This is a genomic window from Bradyrhizobium sp. AZCC 2289 (assembly GCF_036924615.1).
Taxonomy (GTDB): Bacteria; Pseudomonadota; Alphaproteobacteria; order Rhizobiales; family Xanthobacteraceae; genus Bradyrhizobium.
In genome coordinates this window covers 3,683,986-3,705,218 of sequence record NZ_JAZHRY010000001.1, presented here as the reverse complement: position 1 = coordinate 3,705,218, position 21,233 = coordinate 3,683,986, and the positions used below count along the sequence as shown (strand labels likewise).

General features: G+C 56.7%; 17 protein-coding genes, 1 tRNA gene and 1 riboswitch. Of the genes, 9 read left to right on the top strand and 9 right to left on the bottom strand.

Translation table 11 applies throughout. From position 1 onward, the window contains the following. Positions 1-43: 43 nt before the first annotated feature. The 6 genes from argB to rpmH all read right to left on the bottom strand — a co-directional run bounded on the left by argB (position 44) and on the right by rpmH (position 4,697). Positions 44-940: an acetylglutamate kinase gene (gene argB / locus V1289_RS17725; protein WP_334398090.1), complete on the bottom strand. Its 897-nt coding sequence runs from the start codon at positions 938-940 to the stop codon at positions 44-46. Positions 941-1,058: 118 nt separating this feature from the next. Further along, entirely contained in the window at positions 1,059-1,427 is a 369-nt protein-coding gene (locus tag V1289_RS17720; RefSeq protein WP_334398089.1) for a DUF423 domain-containing protein, read from the bottom strand. Continuing rightward, positions 1,427-2,077 carry a ribosome biogenesis GTP-binding protein YihA/YsxC gene (gene yihA, locus V1289_RS17715; protein WP_334398088.1) on the bottom strand — a complete coding sequence of 217 codons (651 nt, stop codon included), beginning with the start codon at positions 2,075-2,077 and terminating at the stop codon, positions 1,427-1,429. Before yihA ends, V1289_RS17720 begins: the two co-directional genes overlap by 1 nt. A gap of 146 nt (positions 2,078-2,223) precedes the next feature. Next, positions 2,224-4,083: a membrane protein insertase YidC gene (gene yidC / locus V1289_RS17710; protein ID WP_334398087.1), complete on the bottom strand. Its 1,860-nt coding sequence runs from the start codon at positions 4,081-4,083 to the stop codon at positions 2,224-2,226. Positions 4,084-4,102: 19 nt separating this feature from the next. Further along, positions 4,103-4,537, bottom strand: a complete 435-nt coding sequence (gene rnpA, locus V1289_RS17705) for a ribonuclease P protein component (RefSeq protein WP_309180208.1) — start codon at positions 4,535-4,537, stop codon at positions 4,103-4,105. A gap of 25 nt (positions 4,538-4,562) precedes the next feature. Continuing rightward, a complete protein-coding gene (gene rpmH / locus V1289_RS17700) occupies positions 4,563-4,697 on the bottom strand; it encodes a 50S ribosomal protein L34 (protein WP_006609582.1) in 135 nt (44 codons plus the stop codon). Between the two features lie 483 nt (positions 4,698-5,180). Here rpmH and V1289_RS17695 point away from each other — a divergent pair, with 483 nt between their 5' ends. Beyond that, entirely contained in the window at positions 5,181-6,623 is a 1,443-nt protein-coding gene (locus tag V1289_RS17695) for a HAMP domain-containing sensor histidine kinase (RefSeq protein ID WP_334407520.1), read from the top strand. Positions 6,624-6,810: 187 nt separating this feature from the next. After that, positions 6,811-6,887, top strand: a tRNA-Arg gene (locus tag V1289_RS17690). An 18-nt stretch (positions 6,888-6,905) separates the two neighbouring features. On the opposite strand, the gene V1289_RS17685 is transcribed toward V1289_RS17690, so the two are convergent. Continuing rightward, positions 6,906-8,015, bottom strand: coding sequence for a tyrosine-type recombinase/integrase (locus V1289_RS17685; protein ID WP_334398086.1), 1,110 nt, complete (start codon positions 8,013-8,015; stop codon positions 6,906-6,908). After that, entirely contained in the window at positions 7,996-8,367 is a 372-nt protein-coding gene (locus V1289_RS17680) for a hypothetical protein (protein ID WP_334398085.1), read from the bottom strand. The genes V1289_RS17685 and V1289_RS17680 overlap by 20 nt, the downstream gene beginning before the upstream one ends. Before the next feature lie 478 nt (positions 8,368-8,845). Here V1289_RS17680 and V1289_RS17675 point away from each other — a divergent pair, with 478 nt between their 5' ends. The 4 genes from V1289_RS17675 (at position 8,846) to V1289_RS17660 (ending at position 14,227) form a co-directional block, all read left to right on the top strand. Continuing rightward, positions 8,846-9,523, top strand: a complete 678-nt coding sequence (locus V1289_RS17675) for a hypothetical protein (RefSeq protein ID WP_334398084.1) — start codon at positions 8,846-8,848, stop codon at positions 9,521-9,523. 298 nt (positions 9,524-9,821) lie between these two features. After that, positions 9,822-10,307 carry a hypothetical protein gene (locus tag V1289_RS17670; protein WP_334398083.1) on the top strand — a complete coding sequence of 162 codons (486 nt, stop codon included), beginning with the start codon at positions 9,822-9,824 and terminating at the stop codon, positions 10,305-10,307. Positions 10,308-10,822: 515 nt separating this feature from the next. Next, positions 10,823-13,069 carry a phage/plasmid primase, P4 family gene (locus tag V1289_RS17665; RefSeq protein ID WP_334398082.1) on the top strand — a complete coding sequence of 749 codons (2,247 nt, stop codon included), beginning with the start codon at positions 10,823-10,825 and terminating at the stop codon, positions 13,067-13,069. A 309-nt stretch (positions 13,070-13,378) separates the two neighbouring features. Continuing rightward, entirely contained in the window at positions 13,379-14,227 is an 849-nt protein-coding gene (locus tag V1289_RS17660) for a hypothetical protein (RefSeq protein ID WP_334398081.1), read from the top strand. On the opposite strand, the gene V1289_RS17655 is transcribed toward V1289_RS17660, so the two are convergent. Next, positions 14,205-14,534, bottom strand: coding sequence for a hypothetical protein (locus tag V1289_RS17655; protein WP_334398080.1), 330 nt, complete (start codon positions 14,532-14,534; stop codon positions 14,205-14,207). The genes V1289_RS17660 and V1289_RS17655 overlap by 23 nt on opposite strands. Further along, positions 14,513-14,611: riboswitch (SAM-I-IV-variant riboswitch) on the bottom strand. It overlaps the preceding gene by 22 nt. Before the next feature lie 173 nt (positions 14,612-14,784). On the opposite strand from V1289_RS17655, the gene hsdR reads away from it, so the two are divergent. From hsdR to V1289_RS17640, 3 genes are read left to right on the top strand one after another with little or no spacing between them, the layout of a single operon-like run. Then, the gene (gene hsdR, locus V1289_RS17650; protein WP_334398079.1) at positions 14,785-18,297 is read left to right on the top strand and encodes a type I restriction-modification system endonuclease; all 3,513 of its coding nucleotides are present in this window, start codon (positions 14,785-14,787) and stop codon (positions 18,295-18,297) included. Continuing rightward, entirely contained in the window at positions 18,297-19,760 is a 1,464-nt protein-coding gene (locus V1289_RS17645; protein ID WP_334398078.1) for a class I SAM-dependent DNA methyltransferase, read from the top strand. Before hsdR ends, V1289_RS17645 begins: the two co-directional genes overlap by 1 nt. Next, positions 19,757-21,205, top strand: coding sequence for a restriction endonuclease subunit S (locus V1289_RS17640; RefSeq protein ID WP_334398077.1), 1,449 nt, complete (start codon positions 19,757-19,759; stop codon positions 21,203-21,205). Before V1289_RS17645 ends, V1289_RS17640 begins: the two co-directional genes overlap by 4 nt. The last annotated feature ends 28 nt before the right edge of the window (positions 21,206-21,233 follow it).

Here is a 21,233-nt window from a genome sequence, read left to right as displayed (position 1 = left end):
CTGAAGCGGCGCTTGATCATCGGGGGCGATGGGTTCGCGCGGGTCACTTGTGGATCAGCGTACCGGTGCCTTGATTGGTGAACAATTCGAGCAGCACGGCGTGCTGCGTCTTGCCATCGATGATGACGACGCCCTGCACGCCCTGCTCCAGCGCATAGATGCAGGTCTCGACTTTCGGGATCATGCCGCCGGAAATCGTGCCGTCGGCGATCAGCTTTCGCGCATCCTTGACCGACAGTTCCGGAATCAGCCTCTTCGACTTGTCGAGCACGCCGGGAACGTCGGTCAGAAGCAGCAACCGCTTGGCCTTCAGCGCGCCCGCCACCGCACCTGCAAAGGTGTCGGCGTTGACATTGAAGGTCTGGCCGGACTTCGAGGTCGCCAGCGGCGCCAGCACCGGGATCAGGTCGTGGCCGATCAGCTGATTGAGCAGCGTGAGATCGACCTTCTCGGGCTCGCCGACGAAACCGAGATCGACCACCTTCTCGATATGCGAGTCCGGATCGACCATGGTGCGCGTCGCCTTCGACGCCGACACCATGTTGCCGTCCTTCCCGCTCAAGCCCACGGCCTTGCCGCCGGCTTCATTGATGTAGCCGACCAGCTGCTTGTTGACCGAGCCGGCCAGCACCATCTCGACGATCTCGATGGTCGCGGCATCGGTGATGCGCAGGCCCGCGGCGAATTCCGACTGGATACCGAGCCGCTTCAGCATGGTCGCGATCTGCGGCCCGCCGCCATGCACCACGACCGGATTGATCGCGGTCTGCTCCAGCAGCACGATGTCGCGGGCGAAGGCCTTGGCGGTCTCTTCCGCGCCCATGGCATGGCCGCCATATTTGATGACGATGGTCTCTTCGTCATATTCCTGCATATGCGGCAGCGCCTCGGACAGGATGCGGGCCTGATCGAGCGGGCTGATATTCGACACATCGGTCATGAAGCGGGTCTCATTATCGAAGAGGTCGGGCGGGGTTCTATCTGATTGGCGGGCAGGGCGCAAAGTGGCGTTCTTTTCCCTCTCCCCTCGTAGGAAAGCGCAAGAAAGAGGCCTGGCCTCAACTACGGGGCCATGCCGCGGCCACCGCGACGGCCAGCCAGCTCAGAATCAAAAGCGTGCCGCCCGTCGGCGCGGCCATCGGAAACAGACTGTGACCGGCATATTGCCGTAAGCTCAGGTCGCCGGCGAACAGGGCGGAGGCGATCACAAAGCCGAAGGCGGATGCTATCCCGATCCGGGCATGGACGATTGCACGCTCGGCGAGCACAACGATTCCGAGCACGGCCGTGGCATGGAACAGCAGCATCGATGACGCCGATGCCAGCCGGGACGCATCAGGTTGATGTGCGGAGGCCGCGGCCAGCACAATTCCGTCGGCGCCCATGATGCCGGCCAGAACGGTCAGGATGCGATAGGCCCGGCTCATCAACGGCGCTCCTCGAGCAGGCGCACCATGGCGGCGCGCAATTCCGGCATTCCGACGCCCGAGCGCGAGGATGTCACCAGCACATCCGGAAACGCGGCAGGATGCTTTGCCAGGGCCGCGATGGTCTCGGCGATGCACTTTTCGAGCTCGGCCGGCTTGACCTGATCCGCCTTGGTCAGCACCACCTGATAACTCACGGCCGACTTGTCGAGCGTCTTCAGCACGTCCTGATCGACGTCCTTGATGCCGTGGCGGGCGTCAACAAGCACATAGACCCGCGCCAGCGTGCTGCGGCCCTGCAGGAATTTGTGGATCAGCGCGGTCCATGACGCGACTTTTGCCTTTGGCGCCGAGGCGTAGCCATAGCCGGGCATGTCGACCAGCCGGAAGTCCGCGTTTTCGGGGCCCTGGAAAAAGATCAGCTCCTGGGTGCGGCCCGGCGTGTGCGAGGTACGCGCCAGCGCGTTGCGGCCGGTCAGCGCGTTGATGAGGCTGGATTTGCCGACATTGGAGCGGCCGGCGAACGCCACTTCCAGGCCGGCTTCCGGCGGCAGCGTCTCGATCGAGGGCGAGGCCCAGATGAACTGCCAGTCGCCGGCAAATAATTTGCGGCCCTGCTCGATCAGCTTCGCATCGGTCTCAGCGGTCATGCGAAGGTTTCCATTCATCGTCATGGCCGGGCTTGTCCCGGCCATCCACGTCTTGTTTGTTACTAACCGCCAAAGACGTGGATGCCCGGCACAAGGCCGGGCATGACGACTTGGAGATTTCGCGTCCTACGACCAGGTGTAAGTCGTCAGGTTTTCGACGCGGCCTTCCTGGCGAACGTCGCTCTCAGATTATCGAACAACTCCACCTTCACGCCATTGCGGCGCATGATGAAGCTCTGCTGCAGCACCGACAGCGTGTTGTTCCAGGCCCAGTAGATCACCAGACCCGCCGGGAAGCCGGCCAGCATAAAGGTGAAGATCAGCGGCATCCAGTCGAAGATCATCTTCTGCGTCGGATCCGGCGGCGTCGGATTGAGCTTCATCTGGAACCACATCGTGATGCCCATGATGATCGGCCAGATGCCGAGCGCGAGATAGTGCCCGAAGATCGGCAGCTGCGTCGGGTCGAAATGCAACAGGCCGAACAGCGTGAACAGATTGGTCGGATCGGGCGCCGACAGGTCCTTGATCCAGCCAAAGAACGGCGCGTGGCGCATTTCGATGGTGACGAACAGCACCTTGTAGAGCGAGAAGAACACGGGAATCTGCACGACGACGGGAAGACAACCGGCGATCGGGTTGATCTTCTCCTTCTTGTAGATTTCCATCATCTCCTGCTGCTGCTTCTGCCGGTCGTCCGGATAGCGTTCCTTGAGCGCGGCGAGCTGCGGCTGCACCGACTTCATCTTCGCCATCGAGGCGTAGGATTTGTTGGCCAGCGGGAAGAACAGCAGCTTCACCAGCACGGTCACCAGCAGGATGGCGATGCCGAAATTGCCGACCAGATGATAGAACCAGTCGAGCGCCAGGAACATCGGCTTGGTGATGAAGTAGAACCAGCCCCAGTCGATCAGGAGATCGAAGTGGTTGAGCCCGAGCTGCTTGGTATAGCCGCCGAGGCCGACCAGCGGGAAATTGATGCCGACGACGCGGGCTTCCTTGGCGCCGGCAAACAGCCGCGCATTGGCGCTGATCGTGCCGCCGATCGCAACAGTCTGCGCGTCCTGCAGATAGTCGGTCTGGTAGGTATGCACCGTGCCGACCAGGTTGGAAGAGTAGCGCGCCTGCAGTTTTGCCGCGGTGTCCGGCAGCAGCGCCGACGCCCAGTATTTGTCGGTCATGCCGAGCCAGCCATTGGTGACGTCGAAGCTGACTGATTTGGCCTCGTCGATTTTCTTGTAGCCGTATTCCTGCAGGCCCTTCTCGCCGAGATAGCCGATCAGGCCTTCATGCAGGATGTAATAGCCCGAGACCTGCGGGGTGCCGTGGCGCGAGATCAGCGCGAACGGATAGAGCGTGACCGGCGCAGCGCCGATATTGGTGACTTCATCCTTGATGGTGAAGAGATAGCTATCGTCGATCGAAATCGTGCGTCGGAAGGTGAGGCCGTCGCCATTGTCATATTTCAGCGTTACCGGGCTGGTCGGCGAAAGGCTGCCGGAGCCCTCCTGCTCCCACATCGTGGTCTGATCGGGAATGCGCGCGGTCGAGCCGGTCGCCGGAACCCAGCCGAACTCGGCATAATAGGGGCTCGCGGTGTTCGAGGGCGAGTACAGCACGATTGCAGGAGATGTCGGATCGACGGTTTCGCGGAACTGCACCAGCGCGAGATCGTCGATGCGCGCGCCCCTGAGCGAGATGCTGCCGGTCAGACGCGGCGTGTCGATCTTGACGCGCGGGGTTGCGGCAATCGCGGTATCGCGGCTGACGACGGGCGCGGCCGAGGCCGGCACACTGTTCGCGGGCGCGTTGGCGGACGGCGCCGAGCCGGCCTGCGGCGTGGTGCTGCCGGGGGTCGCCTGCGGCGTCGGCTTCACCAGTTCGGCCTGCGTCTGGGTCTGCACGCGCTGCTTTTCCATCTGCGGCACGTTGTAGAAATATTGCCAGGCGATCAGCACGATGCCGGATAGAATGACGGCGAGGATGGTGTTGCGATTGTCGGTCATCGTTTCAAGGTCTCGTCGTTCAATTCGGTTGACGGCTGGTGCCAGTGTCTGTTTTGGGCGCGTTTTGACGCGAACCGGAGGCCGCTTCGCTCGAAAACGCCTTGTCGCTCGAAAACGCCTTGGACGGTGCCTGCCGGTCGAGGCGACGGAACGCCGAGCGAAGATCTTCGAGCATGGTCGCGAAGTCGCGATCAAGTGCGGCACGACGGCCGACTAGCACATAATCATGGTGCGGTCGCATTGATATGACGTCGAGCCGCTTCACCAGTTCGCGAAGCCGGCGACGGATGCGGTTGCGCTGGGGGGCGTTGCCGTTCTTTTTGGTAACGGTGAAACCGATCCGGATCGGGCCGTCATCGTCGCGCGCACGCGCCTGCAGCACGAACGCAGTGCCGTTGGCCCGCGCGCCATTGGCAACGGCGAGGAAGTCCGCCCGCTGCCTTAGCCGATCCATAATGTAATCTCCGGAGACGCCCGGTTCAGGCGCTCAGACGCTTGCGGCCCCGCGCGCGGCGCGCAGCGAGGACCTTGCGGCCGCCGGTCGTGGCGAGACGAGCGCGGAAGCCGTGACGGCGCTTGCGCACCAGTTTGCTGGGTTGATAAGTCCGCTTCACGGGTAGTTCTCCGCTGACCGGGCAATTTGCCGCTGGTTAAAGTAAATCCGAATTGAGGTAAGTCCGGTGATGCTGGCCGGCCCAAAACGAGGCCATTTACGGCCCCAAATGAGCCGCCCCCGGTCAGACCGGGCCATCGCGGACAATTGCGCGGCTTATACGGGAGCGACCCGTTTCCGTCAATGTTGCGCGGTGCCGCAATCGAGGTTCTTTGAAACGTCGCAATTGGCGCGAATATATCTGTTTTCGCGGGGTTTTTACGGTCGAGGCGGCGGTTAACGCCGGCGGCTGGAACCGGCAGACATTAGCGATCCGTAATTTGACCGGTTAGGGGGCGGGAACGCATCCTGAACCGCAGAGCGCGAGCCGCCGGACAGGCGTCGGTTTTGCGTCGGTTCGCGCTCTGGAAAATCAGCCCTCTGGAAACAGAGGCTTTGAAGGCAGATATTGGTGTCAGTGACCGACGACCAGCCAGTAACGCAAATGCCACGGCCGACGACGCCGCGCCGGCTCGGTTTGTCCGGCAAGCTGCTGCTGCTCACCATTCCCCTGGTCATGATCGCCGGCCTGATGATCTACGTGCCTGCGATCGCGAATTTCCGGATGAACCGGCTGAACGAGCGGTTGGCGGCGGCCAATACCGCGGCATTGGTGCTCGACGCCGCACCCTTGGGCATGGTCCCGGATTCGTTGGCGCGGCAGATTCTTACCAGCGTCGGCGCGCGGGCGGTGGCCATCAAGATGGGGCAGCAGCGCCGGCTGCTCGCCAGCGCCGACCTGCCGGCTTCGATCGACCATGACATCGACATGCGGACGATGACGGTGTGGTCGGCGATCGTCGATTCCTTCGAGACCATGCTGGAGACGGGGAACCAGGCGATCCGCGTGGTGGGCCCTGCGCCCGGCGGCGCGCAATTCATCGAGGTCGTGATTGACGAACTGCCGCTGCGGCAGGCCATGTACCGGTTCTCGCGCAACACGTTGCTGGTCTCATTGGGGATCGCGATGCTGACGTCGGCGCTGGTCTATTTCGCCATGCATCATCTGTTCGTGCGGCCGATGCGGCGCCTGACGGCGAGCCTGGTCGGATTCCACGAAAACCCGGAGAGTTCGGCGCGAATCATCGTGCCGAGCCAGCGCGGCGACGAGATCGGCGTGGCGGAACGCGAATTGTCCGACATGCAGCGCGACCTCGTGTCGATGCTGCATCAGAAGAGCCGGCTGGCAGCACTTGGGCTCGCGGTATCCAAGATCAACCACGACCTGCGCAACCTGTTGGCATCGTCGCAATTATTGTCCGACCAGCTCGCCAGCGTGCCGGATCCCCGGGTGCAGCGCTTCGCGCCGAAACTGATGCGCTCGCTGGAGCGCGCCATCGCGTTTTGCCAGTCGACGCTCTCTTACGGCCGCGCCCAGGAAGCGGCCCCCGACCGCCGCGTGATCATGGTCGAACCGGTGGTGGCCGAAGTGCGCGAATCGGCCGGGCTCGCGGCCGACGCCTCGCTCGCCTGGATCAGCGCGATCGAGCGCGGGCTCACCATCGACGCCGATCCGGACCATTTGTTCCGGGTGCTGCTCAACCTCGTGCGCAACGCGGCGCAGGCGCTGGAGAGCCGGCCGAACAGCGATGCGAGCCTTCAGATCCGGATCACCGGCCGCCGCGAAGGCACGGTCGCGATCATCGAGGTCTCCGATACCGGTCCCGGTGTGCCGGAGAAGGCGCGCGAGCACCTGTTCGAGGCGTTCCAGACCTCGGGCAGACCCGGCGGCAGCGGGCTCGGGCTTGCGATCGCCGCCGAACTGGTCCGCGCCCATGGCGGCGACATCCATCTGGTCGAGGGCACCATCGGCGCCACCTTCCGGATCGCGATCCCGGACCGTCCGGTGGAACTGCTCAGCGTGCGCCATGAGCGGGCGCGGGCGTAAAGCTGCCGTTTCGCTGCCCTTTGCGGCCGTTTTCGCCCGATTTACCCGAGCACATCGATGGGCAGAACCCGCGTTCCGGACCTTGCCAATCGGGGCCGGAGCGGGTAGCTAAGGCGCTCTTCGCGACGTTTCCGAACCAATCTCGGATGCATCCGGGCTTTCAAGCCCAAGACGCCACGCGAAAAACGCGCCCGTAGCTCAGCTGGATAGAGCACCAGACTACGAATCTGGGGGTCAGGAGTTCGAATCTCTTCGGGCGCGCCATCTAACTTCTTGCAAATTCTAAGATTTGTCGTTCTTGGTTTTCCCCTTTGGGGCGCTGGTTTGCAGTTGGTTTGCAAAATCTGTTCGCGGTGAGTTCTCGAAGTTCATGATCGCCGCATCCGACAAGCCGCGAGTTCGAGCCAAATATTTCTCTAAGATACTTGTCACGGTCTTTAAGGAGTGCCCGGTCACGGAAGCCACCTGTTGGACCGTGTTCCCAGCTTCAGAAAGCAACGTTACCGCTGTGCCGCGCAAATCGTTGAAGTGCAAATCCGTGATCTCAGCCGCTTCAGTCGCCGACTTCCACTGCGAGGCGAAGTAGCGCTTCTTGTATGGCCTGCCGGTCTTGGTGGTCAGTATTATTGGTGAGCTTCTGGGAAGTTCGTCGAGCATTTTGCTAAGTGCCGCCGTGCATCGAAGCGTTATGGGAGCCGCCCGGACACCCCTGCGGGATGCCTTGCCCTGTCTCAACGTTATTGTTTGCCCGTCATACGATGACCAAGGCAGCTTTAAAATGTCGGCTTGGCGCTGGCCCGTATGCAATGCGATAATAAGTGCTCGCTGCATTTCAAGCGGAGCGACCTTCATGAAGGCTTCGATATGTTCGGGCAACCAGATCTGTTCTGACCTGTCTGCGTGATAGAGTCTTTTGAATCCTCGAACGTGGTTCGAAGTTACATGACCCCGGTCAATCGCCCAACTAATCATCGCCGACACCGCCGAGAGTCGATGGTCCGCTTCCCTGCTGCCAGACGACCTTGCGATTTTTTCTCGCCAGTCTAAGAAATCTTTCCGGACGCGAGGATCATTAAGTGCCTTTTGAGGAAGGTCACCGAGATCTTGCTCGGCCTTTGTGAGCATCCGCCGATATTGATGACGGGTGTTCTCAGCAAGCAGCTTTTCAAATTCTTCCGATAGCGTATAGGCGCGAATTAGCCCGGCAAGCGTCCCCGCCGTTCGACTGGACATTGTGGATTCTGCCAGAGCGAAATCAGAAATGAATTCGCTTGATCCCGGTTGCCCTCGCAACCGTTTGCCTGTTGCACGATGATACCAATATGTCTTGCGCGATCCATCGCGCATCATCTTGTAGGTTGGAAAGACCCCTTTAATGTGTGCGCGAACCACGATTTCTCCAAGCATCCAATGCCGATGACGGTGTTTCCTCTTTGTCGATGCCGCTCAAGCGGTCCATCGTTCTCTCAATAAGGGTACGATCAAATTTGCCGCCCGGCAATGTAGGTCCGGGGTACTTGCCTTCGCGTCTTGCTTTATCAAACCCGGTTGGGGACAGGCCAGTCAGAGCGGCAGCCTGAATTCTATTCAATCCTCGCGGTATAATGCTCGGCACCGTATCGCGACGAGAGCGTCCGTAAGAGAATTGCATTTCGCTTTTGGAAGCGAGATCTCGCCATTCGGCAGCCAGCAGCGCTTCGAAGTTGGTCCAAGGAATTTTTGCGATATTGGAAGTGCGCGTCATCGAGGAGAATCTTCGTCGTGATCATTCGTCCGTTTCCGGCTTAGGGGACAATGGATTGACTCCTCAAGCGATTCCACCGCACTCGAACTCTGCAGACGAAGGAAGTGTTTGTTTATCTTTGCAAAAGCGGAATCGCTGCGGCGAATTGTCTCGAAAGAGTCAAGAACGACACGAATCTGCGACCGCCAATCCGGAAAACGGCGGCGTGCCGCAATGTCGCCATTTGCATTAGGGGCCGCGCTGAGATTGAGAGCGCCGCTGGTAAGCGAAAATCTAGCCGCACCTCACCTACGTCGGACAATGAGATAAAAGCGCGTTCTATTGATTGAATTGAGGTCGTCGCGATGCGCTGAGTCATTGCAGCAAAAGTCACGAAGGCGCTGCAGCAAAGGCGTTTCTCGCATTCAGTTATCTTGAAAATTCCAGCGGCGACCTTACCTCAGACGATGATGACCGGGGGGACATTGAGAGCAATATCATGCCCCCTTCCAAGACGACGAAGAGTTCGACCGCCGTCGCCGATGGCGACCAACAGCTTCCCGTTATTGCCGACCGAGATCTCCCCATTGCGCCCGATCTGTTCCCCGGTGAACAGATCTCCGACACTGAACTCGTTCAGCACTACGCCAGACTTATTGGCCCAAGATGGCAGAGGCAGACGGACACGATCTTAGCAATCGCCAAGGACTGCGCCGAAGCAAACGCAAAGATTCCCGGGCGTTTAAGGAAATCGTTCTACGAACAGGCGAAGATCAGCGCTGAAGTCTTCCGGAAATTGGCCGGGATTGGACACAGCCATGCCCTTCATAATCCCGATATCGCGGCGGCACTCCCACCCAACTACTCAATCCTCTATATCGCGAAAAATATGTCTGCTGTCGAACTCGACCGCGCCATCGCGGCGGGGATCATAAATCCAAATTCCAGTCGCAAAAAGGTGGAGGAGTGGGTTGCTGATCCTAAGAACTGCCGCTATCGGGCCAAACACGAACCAGACGAGATCGCTCTCGCCAAGATGGAAGGGCGGGCTAAAGAAGTCAAAGTTCTCTTGAACCTCTGGAATGATTCACCGGAACTGGCTCGGAGATTTCGGCAATCAATGGGTGTCGTCAAAGAGGCGTTTTTCAAAGAGATTTGTAAACAGAAGCTTGGCTAAATTCTTCCATGGATCAAGGTCGAAGTCACTTGCGGCCCTGCGACCATCAATTATCCCGGGCTGCTACGATGTCGGTGCCATCTGATCGTGGCAGTCCGTAGTCGTTTTCGCCGACCCCTGTACTTTATTCACCGATCCTATTTCCCAAACGATGTGCGCGCGGCCCTCTGCGCGATGCCCGAAAATAATTTCAATTCCGGCCGTGATGGTCTGACACCGCAGCTAAATAGATTTGGCGGACGGATTGGCCCAATCAACTTCGTCTGCCGATAAATTCACTTTTCAAAGGGAGACGATAATGAGTTCAGTTTTGCACTTCGGAAAAAACCAAGGGAAGACATTGGTCGAGACCGTATTCTCCGACCCAGCTTGGTTTGCATGGGCAATCGATGTCGGCGCTTTTCATGATCGCGGTGGACCAGCACTTCAGCGCGAAGCCGAAGCGATATGGGTTAAGGCTCGGCACATACGGAAGCCACGGGGGTGTCCTGCGGGGGCGCAGGTCGCATACTATTATCAGGGCTGGAACCACAAATTCTCAGACATCAGGATCGTGATCGATGGTGGGTACGAAGAACATGCTGACCTGAAAGATGTTCTCGATTTAGGGCATGTTTGTGAGAGCGGTGGCCGCGATGGTATTGGCAACAAGCTTTTGACCAAAGCCATCAAGCGGATCGTCTTTGGCGAAAAGGCCCGCGTCACTGCCGAGCAGCTTGAGCAGTTTTTTGCCAATCCCGACAATTTCGATCTGCCTGAACCAATGCAGCAAGCAGCCGAGTGACATCCATGTCGGGGACGGACCGGCATTCAGGACGTTTCCCCGATGGTGGAGGTTGTGGAGGCTGATCAGTAACTTTCCCCAATATTGTTCGATAGTGATTTTTAGTGATGTTTAGAGAAGTTACTAGTGAACCTCCACAACCTCCACTCTTTCGAGGCGGTGGGGCAAAAAGGGCGGTTTCGAAAAGAAATTAGACATGACGAAAATATTTTTGGTGTTTCTCCGTTTTTGTCGAACAGCGAAGCTAAATAAAACGAGAGCGAAAATGGGAGACCTGAGATGCAAATGGATTCGCGACTTACTTTTCGGATGACTGCAAGGCAACTTGAACAGCTTCGTCGTTATGCCGATGAACAGCGGATAACGTTGTCCAGAGCAGCCCGCCGATTGGTTCTTGAAACTATGGCGCAGTGATCCTGCGGTAACGGTAAGTGCCGTTTCGACAGCATCATCACGTCCGACATTCAGCTTCTCAACAACAGGAGAAATAACCCAAATAATAGGAGACCATCTTAATGACGATCACTGCCAATACCACGACCGCCGAGACGCTGAACATTCCGCTTCATTATGCCCGACTCTATTTAGCTGCTGGCTATTGCCCCATCCCAGTGAAGTCTCGGGATAAAGAGCCAGTAGATAAGGCATGGCAAAAGCTTCGGCTTACCGAACCAGAATTGCCATGCAGGTTTCGGCGGGATCATAACGTTAGTGTGCTCTTGGGTGAACCATCATCTGGCATTGTTGATATCGACCTCGATGACCCTGATGCCGTGAAGCTGGCCCCATATTTCCTGCCTGAAACCGAATTCGTCTTCGGTCGGGCTTCGAAGCCACGCAGTCATTTTGTTTATCAGGTACCGTCTCCGGGCAATATTAGGAAGTGCGCCGCAGGAAAGAAGAACATCATCGAAGTGAGGGCTACTGGTGGACATACCGTATTCCCCGGTTCAGTCCACAGGGATACCGGCGAGATAATTGAGTTCAGCCATCCCATTGGGGACGAACTGTCAGTTCCGGCCCAAACAACGCGGGAAATTCTTGATGTAGCGGCCACCAAGATTGCTATTGGCTCTGTCTTGCTGGACCAATGGCCAAAAGGCATTCGCCATGATCTCTCATTGGCGACGGCTGGATTGCTGGCCAAGAATGGCTGGGCAGAAGATGAGGTTGTCCAATTTATAGAGGCCATTTGCGCAGTAGCAAACGATGATGAAGTGTCGGACAGGATCAGAGCCGTCCGAGATACTTTCGAGAGATATCGCAATGGCGAAACCGTAAGGGGTTGGACAGCATTGGTTGAATGCATTGGCCGCGACGCAGCAGGCCATATCGAGAAATTCCTCGGCGGTACGTCGGGCAATGGTGATCATCACCCACCGAGGGGGGCTGCCAATTCCAATTGCCAATGGACCAAGGCAAACTTTGCATCGGACCACGATGCCGCAATGACCTTTGCAGCCCAATGCGAGGGCAACCTTCGCTTCTCCACCGGCACAGACCAATGGTACCACCGCACGGTTCAGGTATTTGAACCGGTCGCACCGGCAATTGCCCAAGGCATTGTGGGAGATTTCGCCGCAATGGCTCAACAGCAGGTAGGTGACGATGCGGGTAAGATCAAGTCGCGCGCCAAGATCAACGCGATTCTAGAATTGTCCCGCGCTCCACTTGCCATTGGTCAGGACGTAATTGATTGCGACCCTAACCTCGTAGGATTAGCAGACGGTCGAATTCTTGATTTGCAGACCGGCGATATCGTTCCTGCCAATCAAGATGCCTTCGTTACGAAGAAGCTTGGTGCGCCATATGATCCGACAGCCCAATGCCCACGATGGCTTGGGTTCCTCGATACGATCTTCGAGGGCAATCAAGATATGATCGACTTTGTGCAGCGCGCGGTAGGGTACAGCGTGTCCGGAGAGGTCACTGAACAATGTTTGTTCATCTTGATCGGTAGCGGTGCGAACGGAAAGAGCACCTTCATCAATGCGGTTCGGCACATGTTGGGGCATTATGCTGGCGCAACGCCAATGCAAACATTGACCGCAATGCCATTCTCGAATGGCCAGACCAATGATCTTGCCGCGATGGAAGGGAAGCGGTTTATTTCCGCGTCTGACGGCGAAGCTGGTCAGCGATTGGCCGAAGCCAAGATTAAAAACATGACTGGCGGCGACCCCATCAACTGCCGCGCAATGTATAAGGAGTTTCATGATATTTACCCCCAGTTCAAACTATGGGTAGCAACCAACGACCTCCCGAAGGTCAGCGGGTCAGACGACGCTATCTGGCGTAGAATTAGGGTCATCGAATTTAGGGTCACCATTCCGGAGAGCGAGCGCGACCCCCATTTGTCATCCGCCTTGGCCGCCGAGGCTTCAGGGATTCTGAACTGGGCGCTGGACGGATACCGATCTTGGAAAGCGAACGGCTTGAAACCGCCTATCGAGGTGACCGAAGCAACCGGCAGCTATCGCAACGATAACGATCTCGTCGGTCAGTTCATCGATGACCGATGCGTCCGACAGCCCACGGCCAAATGCACAAGCAAGATGCTGCATGAAGGATACGTGCAATGGTGCAGTGACAACGGTCATACGCCAATGCCGATTAATACATTTGCCAAGGAACTGAAAAAGAAAGGATTTACTTCTCGCAAGGCTCAAAAGGGAAACGGTTGGACAGGTATCGATATCAAACCTGCATTCCAGAATTCCGACAGTGATGAAAACGTGTTCGCTCATCGGCCCCACTCGTAGCCAAGGGCATTAGTAATTCTTCGGCCTTTAAGGTTAAATCGAAACGCAACTACCCCCGACATCGTATCTCTCTATGTTGTCTCGCGAGAGGGGGGCTATGATGATCAATCTAGAGGAAGTTGAGACGCTGAGATTACTCAGAGCGTTTTCGAAAATTAAGGACCGGGCGAAGCGCCGCGAAATAATCGAGTTGGTCGAAAACCTTGTGCTGCCCAAAGCTGCACCGGATAACGGGCGGCCAAATCCTTAACGCAGGCAACAAGAGACTGCGGCCCAGCCGTGCTCTAACCGACAGCAAATAAAGACCCAATGATGTACCAAATGATTGTGGATGCAATGCAAGAACTGGCGGAGGCTGGGTCGATCTTTGGCTCGGTAAACCGGCAGAAAGGTGAAATCGAATTTCAGTTAGCGCTCGGGAGAAAACTTGAAGAATTGACAGGATTAGATGGTTGGAGTTGGCGCTACGGCAGCACCGAAGAGCGCTTCAAGACAGCGGCCCTCAAAAATAAGGAGGGAATCGAGATTGATCTTGTTGGACGCCATCGTACCAAAGGAACGGTGGCCATCGAATTGAAATACGTGATGGCAGCAGCCGATCTTGGCGCGCCCTCCGACCGAGCCGCGTTTCCTTGGGACATAGCTAAAGACTGTTTGAAACTAGATTTGCTTCGAGGTGGTCACTGCACGCCAGCCGATACTTCGGTTACGCTTCCGGACCCCAACAATCTGAAAACATGTGTAATAGCTATGACAGATTGGCCAAACTACTGGCGGGGAGAGAGACCGTTGGCATGGGCGACCAATTTTGTGAAAGCTATGCGGAAAACTCCGGTTCGTTTTGAGGGATTATTCGAAACGACGGGAGGCAATCCTGAAAATACAATCTTTAAGCAGGGACGTTGCCATATCGCGTTTGGGCTATGCTGGACCGGAGAATGGAGGCCGTACAGGTTGACGAAACAGGCGGAGCGATTCCGGTTCTTATTGTTACGTCCCGAGCCTGACGCCAAACCTCAGTGGACGCACCACCAAACCCTTAGCGTCAAGGAACAGTCGGCCATCTATCCGTTTTTGAACAACGACTCTCGCGAGGAATGGCGTAGGCGTAAGGTCTCGCCGTTCGACAATAATTCTAGCGGTCCAGTCGCGCTCTAAGCTTGCGCATTTGTTTTGTCAGCACGGCATGAAACGCCCATCCTCCGCCAGATAGCATTCCGGTCGGTTTCCAACTGGGATTGTTCGGCCGCCGCCGTATCCGCTGCAACATTTTCTGTTCGACACGAAAGCGCAGTGGCGATTGCATCCATTGTTCGAATGCCCAACGTTCCTGGGCCTGACGGATGCGATCCAGTTCACGTTGCAAATCGACAGGCGGCAACCCAGCCTGCCGTCGAATCAGATTCCGCTGCTCCACCGCAGCATAAGTTTCAAAATCGGATGGTAGCTGCCTATCATTGCCCACGGCCACATCTCCTTTTGGGAAAACCACCTTACCGGCATTGGCAGGTTGGTGCCTGAAACAGGCTCTGGATGCTGTGTGGAAGTATAGAGCATTCTAAGCCACCCCGAAAGTCGCGGGACCGAGTTCGCCCGCCCGCTACGCACCGCCCGTACCCTCACAAGATCCTTCGGTTCGGGTTGAACTTTTTACTTATCGCCCCCTCGCCAAGCCCCAAGAAAGTATGCAATCTGCGGCTGGGGCTGCATGCTAAATGATACCTACAGTTAACTTCGGCTTTTTGGCTTCTCACGATCCCATGCTTGTCCAACTTGGGGGACAGGCGGAGCGTTACTTTCGTGAAGACCCAGCCATCTCGCTGTTCAAGCTTCGTCAGTTCGCAGAGCTACTGTCGAAGATCGTTGCTGCCCGGCATGCCCTTTATCGAGATGAACGCGAGACCTTCGAGGAAACGCTTCGAAAGCTTTCTTACGCGCGGGTAATGCCAAAAGAGACCGCCGACGTTTTCCATTTCCTTCGTAAAGTCGGCAACACAGCGGTGCATGAGGCAAGGGGAACTCATGCGGATGCATTGTCGGCACTGAAGTTCGCCCGTCAGCTTGGGATTTGGTTCCATCGCACCTATGGCAAGCAACCGACCTTCAAGCCCGGAGGGTTCATCGCGCCGCCTGAACCGTCCGATGACACGGCGGAACTCCGGGCGAAGATCGAGACACTCGAACGCCGGATTGCGGAAGTCGAAGCGTCCGCAGCGAACGCCAGCAGGATCGCCACCGACAGGACTACCGCCCTCGAAGGTGCCGAAGAACGCTTGAAACGCGAGGCCGAGGAACGTGCCGTTTGGGAGGCTCTTGCCCAAGAGTTAGAAGGCGACAAAATCAAGCTTGTAAGCCGTCTTTCGGAGCTAGAACGCAGAGGCGAAGATCGCACCCCATCCGCATTGGATGTGCAGTTCAGTGTAGGACTGTCGGAGTCGGATAGGCCATTTCTCGATCAGCCTTTGCAGGATGCTGGGGTTGAGAAGCGACTCTCCGCCCTGCAAGCGGAAGCCGAGAAGTCACCAAATGCCGAAGCGCAGGCTCTTGTTGAGCGCGGCGAGCGTGCTGCTGCTCAGTATGACCTCGATGAATCTGCAACGCGGGCGTTAGTTGACCAGCAACTCCGTGATCGCGGCTGGGAAGTCGATTCTAAGTTCCTCCGGTTTGCCGAAGGAACGCGCCCCATCAAAGATCGCAATTTAGCGATAGCGGAGTGGCCCACTAAGAGCGGCCCAGCCGACTACGCTCTGTTCTGCGGACTAACGCTTGTTGGAGTCGTCGAAGCAAAGCGAAAACGCAAGAACGTATCTGCTGCGATAGATCAGGCTGAACGGTACTCTGTGGGGCTGGTCCAGCAGGCTGACTTCGGGTTCGCCGGTGGGCCGTGGGCAGATCATAAGGTGCCCTTCGTTTTTTCGGCGAACGGACGGTCCTATCTCAAGCAGATCGAGACGGAGAGCGGCATATGGTTCCGCGACACGCGCCGGGCCGCCAATCATCGCCGGGCACTCGTCGATTGGCCGACGCCTGAGGGCCTTCTGGCGTCACTTGCCATCGATCAGGATGCCGCGACCGAGGCCCTCAAGAATCTTCCATTCGACTTCGGCTTCCCTCTTCGGGATTACCAGCAGCATGCCATCGAGGCAGTAGAGCGAGGACTGGAAGCCGAACGCCGTACCATGCTGTTGGCCATGGCAACCGGCACAGGGAAGACCAAGCTGGCCATCGCTATGCTTTACCGCTTGCTCGCTACCAAACGCTTCCATCGTATTTGCTTTGTGGTGGATCGATCCGCGCTTGGTCATCAGGCTGCGGGCGAATTTTCGACCACTAAGATCGTATCCGGCAGGGCATTCGCTGATATTTTTGGGCTTAAGAAGCTTGAGGATATAACGCCAGATGCCGAAACGAAGGTGCATATTTGCACTATTCAAGGGTTGGTGAAGCGTGTGCTATTCACGGCGGATGACTCGGAAGCGCCACCAATAGATCAGTATGATCTCATCGTGGTTGACGAGTGCCATCGCGGCTACCTTCTCGACCGGGAAATGTCAGATGCTGAACTCAGCTTCCGTGGTCAGGACGACTACATTTCAAAATATCGACGGGTGCTGGACTATTTCGATGCCGTCAAGATCGGGCTTACGGCGACACCTGCCCTGCACACGACGGAGATATTTGGTGACCCGATCTTCACTTACTCTTATCGGGATGCCGTGGTCGAGGGACATCTCATCGACCACGAACCGCCGATCAGGATCGAGACCGCCCTCGCTAAGGCGGGGATCGTCTTCGAGAAGGACGAAGCGCTTGAACTCTTGAACACCAAGACCGGCGAAGTCAATTTGGCCCACGCGCCAGACGAAATTCGATTCGAGGTTGATAAATTCAACAAGCAGGTGATCACGCCCGAATTCAACAGGGTCGTCGCCGAAGAACTCGCAACGCAGATTGACCCTGCATTCGGCAAAACGCTGATCTTTGCCGCTACGGATGCACATGCCGATATCGTGGTCAGCGCAATTAAAACGGCGTTTGCAGAAAAGTACGGTGAAATCGAGGACGCGGCGGTTAAGAAGATTACAGGAAGCGTTGATAAGGTTCAGAGCCTCATTCGCTCCTTCCGAAACGATACCAATCCGAGGATCGCGGTCACGGTTGATCTTCTCACCACCGGCATAGATGTTCCGTCGATCACCAACCTTGTTTTCTTGCGCCGGGTGAACAGCCGAATTCTTTATGAGCAAATGATCGGTCGAGCGACCCGCCAATGCCCAGAAATTGGTAAAGAAGTGTTCCGAATCTTCGACGCCGTTGACCTTTATCCGCACTTGCAAGACCTGACGGACATGAAACCGGTGGTCGTTAATCCATCGATCAGCTTCGAGCAACTCGTCAAAGAATTGATTGCAGCCGAAGAAGTCGAACACCGCGAGAGCATTCGGGAACAGTTGGCGGTGAAGCTGCGCCGTAGGCTCAAGAAGATGCCTGCCGAGGCGCGAGAACAATTCGAGGCGGTAGCCGGAGAAACTCCGGAACAAACTCTGAAACGGTTGCTGGAAGCCCAGCCTGCGACGCTTTCTAAATGGTTTTCCGACCGCGCAGCTATAGGACCAATTTTGGATTGGCGCAGCGATGGCGACACGCCAAGGTTCGTTCCGATCTCGACGCATGCCGACGAGGTAGTCGCGGTTACTCGCGGTTATGGCCAAGCTGTAAAGCCTGAGGACTTTCTTGACAGTTTCACTGCCTTCGTGCGCGACAACATCAATAACATTGCCGCACTCAAGGTGGTCTTGCAGCGCCCGCGTGATTTGACACGGACGCACCTGAAAGAGTTGCGCATGGCGCTTGACCTCAAGGGCTTCTCGGAGGCCAACCTCCGCCGTGCTTGGGCGGACGCCAAGAACGAAGATATCGCCGCATCCATTATTGGTTTCGTGCGTCAGGCCGCGTTGGGTGATCCCTTGATCCCCTATGCCGACCGGCTAAATGCTGCCATGCGTGCCGTAATGGCCAGCAGAACATGGTCAGCGCCGCAGAAGGGGTGGCTCAAGCGAATCGGCGAGCAGATAGAAAAATCTATCGTGGTGGACCGGGAAACCATCGACACTAACGAACCTTTCGCGTCTGACGGCGGATTTAGACGGCTGAATAAGGTATTTGACGGCGAGCTAGAAAGCGTTATTGCCGGGATCAACGAAGAGATTTGGAAGAGGACGGGCTGATGACTACCACTACCGACATTGTTGCCAAGCTGTGGGCGCTCTGTCACGTCCTCCGAGACGACGGCGTAACCTACAATGAGTATGTAACGGAACTGACCTTCCTGCTTTTCCTGAAGATGCTAGAAGAAACTGGCAAGGAAAGCCGCTTGCCGAAGACGTACCGGTGGAAGGAACTGGAGAAGCGCGAGGGTCTAGACCAGCTTGACTACTACAAGCGGCTGCTTCTCGACCTCGGTCAGCCCACCGTCAAAGATGTTCTGGTCCGCGCCATATTTACTGACGCACAGACACGCCTTCGCAAACCCACCAACCTGAAGGCACTGACCTCCAGCATCGACCAGTTGGATTGGTTCTCTGCCCGGGAAGAAGGGCTGGGGAACTTGTATGAAGGATTGCTGGAAAAGAATGCGTCGGACAAAAAGTCAGGGGCTGGTCAATACTTTACGCCGCGCCCGCTGATCGACTGTATTGTTCGGCTGATGAAGCCTCAGCCCGGCGAAACGGTGCAGGATCCGGCAGCAGGTACGGCTGGTTTCCTTGTCGCCGCTGATCGCTTCATTAAGGATCACTCCGATGACCTCTACAAGTTACCGGAGGCGCAAGCCTTCTTTCAGCGAAATAACGCCTTCATGGGTGCTGAGTTGGTGCCCGACACCCATCGCCTCTGCATGATGAACCTGCTGTTGCACGGCATCGAGGGCGGCGTCGAGTTAGCCGATACGCTTTCACCGGACGGCGAGCGCCTATCGAAAGCCGATATCGTTCTGACCAACCCTCCCTTCGGCACCAAAAAAGGCGGCGGTCGTCCAACACGTCCGGACTTCTCGATCACAGCAGACACATCAAACAAACAACTCGCGTTCATCGAGCATGTCGTTCGCGCCCTGAAACCGGGAGGCCGGGCAGCAGTCGTCGTACCGGATAATGTGTTGTTCGAGGACAATACCGGGCAACGGCTGCGGTCATGGTTGATGGAATTGTGCAATTTACACACCATCCTGCGGCTGCCTACCGGCATCTTCTATGCGCAAGGGGTCAAGACCAACGTGCTATTTTTCCAGCGCGGAAAAGCTGACAAGGCAAACACCAAGGCCATCTGGGTCTACGACCTACGTGCAGATGCGCCAGCTTTTGGCAAAACCCGCCCTTTGACCGTTCAAGATTTTGCGGAATTTGAGAAGGCTTACGGCGGCGACCCCAATGGAACAGCCAAGCGTAAGGATCAGGGTGAGGAAGGTCGCTGGCGATCGTTCACGCGGGAGGTGATCAAGGCGCGAAATGACAATCTCGATATTTCGTGGCTGCGCGATACAGAGGTGGACACGGAGGAACACTTAACTGAGCCTGAGGACATCGCCGCTGCGATCATCGGTCATCTCAAGGCAGCACTAGAGGATATTGACATAATTTCCGATGAACTTGAGCCGGAAACGGTCGACGCGGCTGCCGAGGCAGCAGAATGAGCGAGTTGCCGGGCGCTTGGGTGCATGCTGAATTTGGTCAGCTATTTGATTTTAGAGGCGGCTCCCAACCGCCAAAGGAAACTTTTAGCGATCATCCGCGTCCGGGCTATGTTCGATTGCTACAGATCAGAGACTTTGGAAGTGATGCAAAGGCAATCTTCATAAAAGATAGTTCACGGTGGCCGAAATGCTCCGCTGACGACATTATGATCGGTAGATATGGTGCAAGCGTCGGCAAAATCCTAACCGGCAAGAGCGGAGCGTACAACGTCGCTCTCGTCAGAATGCTTTTCGATAGAGAATTGCTTGATGCGTCTTGGGTTCGATTGTTACTTCTCAGCAATCATTTTCAAGACCCCCTCAAAAGGATTTCGCGGTCGGCGCAAAATGGATTTAATAAGGCTGACCTAGAGGAGATCGATGTCCCACTCGCTCCGCTCTCCGAACAGCGGCGAATCGTCGCGAAGATCGCGAACTTGTCGGCGAATTCCAATCGTGTCCGCGAGCATCTCGATCACATTCCGCGACTGGTTGAGAAGTACAAGCAGGCGATCTTGGCTGCTGCATTTCGAGGAGAATTAACGCGGGAATGGCGTCGATTGCATCCTGATGTCGCTGGGGCGAAGCGCTTATTGGTGCGCATTCGGGATTTGCACCGGACAAATTGGAAGGAAGCCCGTCGAACACCTTTTGTGCCACTAGCTCCGCTCTCAACCCGCGACGAGAGTTTTGGAATTCCTCCGTCATGGTGCTGGGCAGCGGCTGAGGAAATTGTGGAGCCGGGCGCAGATATTGTTTACGGAATAGTTCAACCGGGCCCGAAGCTCGCAAGTGGGGTCCCTTATGTTCGAGGGACTGATATTGAGGATGGCCAAATCAAGATCGACCAACTTCTCTTCACGAGTAAGGAGATAGCGGAGAAATATTCCCGTGCCTCGCTTCAAGGAGGCGACATTTTGCTCGGAATTATCCGAGCAACCAAAGTTGCAGTCGTTCCGAAGTCGTTGGCAGGCGCCAATATAACGCAGGGGACCGCAAGGTTTCGACCTTCTAGCATTATCAGAACAGCTTTTCTGGCTCGTTGGCTTGAGGGCGGTATTGCTCAAGCTTGGTTACATTCAAAATATCGCGGAATAGACATGCCCGGGTTAAATCTGCGAGATGTTCGCAGACTTCCAGTTCCGCTCGCGCCGCTCGATGAGCAAGACGAGGTGGTGCGTCTTACTGGAACTGCGTTCGCATGGATCGAACGTCTAGCTTCCGAAACCTCCAGCGCTCGCAGACTAATCGACCACCTCGACCAAGCTATCCTAGCCAAAGCCTTCCGGGGCGAACTTGTCCCGCAGGACCCCAACGATGAACCCGCCAGTGTTTTGTTGGAACGGATTAGGACAGAACGAGAAGGTCAGGTGGCTACAAAGCGCTCAAAGCGGGCTGGGAAATAAGGAATCAGCATCGACCATGATGCCCATG